The 1,256-nt window shown below is 46.7% G+C and carries 1 protein-coding gene; it reads left to right on the top strand.

Annotated features, from left to right (window positions below; all coding sequences use genetic code 11):
* Positions 1–80: 80 nt before the first annotated feature.
* Positions 81–1,253, top strand: a complete 1,173-nt coding sequence (locus O9300_RS02445) for a glycosyltransferase family 2 protein (RefSeq protein WP_287969841.1) — start codon at positions 81–83, stop codon at positions 1,251–1,253.
* The last annotated feature ends 3 nt before the right edge of the window (positions 1,254–1,256 follow it).

Genomic DNA, 1,256 nt, shown 5'->3' on the forward strand with positions numbered 1-1,256 from the left:
TTGAGCAATCAAAAATTTGTTGTCACAAATGTCAATAATCCTGTTATACTCTTGAGCAAAACGACTCCACCGCGATTGTTATGCTGGAAAATCAGGTCATGGCAGATGCCGCCTCTAATGAGCAGATACCTACTTTAGAATTATCGATCGTCATGCCCTGTCTCAACGAGGCGGAAACCCTGGCCACCTGTATCGGCAAAGCGCGAGATTATCTGGAACAACACAAAATTGCGGGAGAGGTGCTAATCGCCGATAATGGCAGTAGCGATGGTTCCCAAGAAATTGCCACTAATTCAGGGGCGCGGGTGGTTCCCATCCCGGAAAGGGGTTATGGTAGCGCCCTGCGGGGAGGTATCGCCGCCGCCAAAGGTCAGTACATTATTATGGGGGATGCCGATGATAGCTATGACTTTACCAATCTCTCGCCTTTCCTAGAAAAATTGCGACAGGGTTATGATTTGGTGATGGGCAATCGTTTTCAGGGGGGAATTAAACCTGGGGCGATGCCAGTATTGCATAAGTATCTGGGCAATCCTGTCTTGACTTGGTTAGGACGGTTATTTTTTGGTAGTCCCTGTGGTGATTTTCACTGTGGATTGCGCGGGTTTAGTAAACAGGCGATCGAACAATTGAACCTACGCACCACTGGCATGGAATTCGCCAGCGAGATGGTGGTGAAAGCATCCCTCTACGGCCTGAAAATTACCGAAGTACCAACCACTTTATCCCCTGACGGTCGCAGTCGTCCCCCCCACCTAAAAACTTGGCGCGATGGCTGGCGACATCTCCGATTTCTGTTAATGTATAGTCCTCGCTGGTTGTTTCTCTACCCCGGACTGGCTTTAATGTTTCTGGGGTTTGTGGCGACGATTTGGTTTATTCCTCAACCCAGAGTTCACACCCTTCTCTATTCAGCCACAGCTTTGATTATTGGCTTTCAAATTGTCAGTTTTGCCATCTTCACAAAAGCTTTTGCTATCAGCGAGGGTTTATTACCGGAAGACCGAAAATTAAGACGATTTTTGCGTTATATTAATCTGGAGGTGGGATTGAGCATTGGCGTAATTTTATTGGTACTAGGTATGGGCGGTTCACTGTATGCTTTATACATTTGGAATGCTCGACTTTATGGAGCCTTAGATCCAGCCGTGACCATGCGGATTGTCATTCCTTCCGTAACCGCTCTAGCGTTGGGAGTACAGGTGGTTTTTTCCAGTTTCTTTTTAAGTGTTTTGGGATTGAAACGAAGATAAAAA

Origin of the sequence: Microcystis sp. LE19-195.1E, from assembly GCF_027532095.1 — a bacterium.
GTDB lineage: Bacteria > Cyanobacteriota > Cyanobacteriia > Cyanobacteriales > Microcystaceae > Microcystis > Microcystis aeruginosa.

What these genes read in the sequence shown, in the direction of transcription:
- O9300_RS02445 (WP_287969841.1), top strand. Translation starts at nt 81, where the DNA reads ATGCTGGAAAATCAGGTCATGGCAGATGCCGCCTCTAATGAGCAGATA.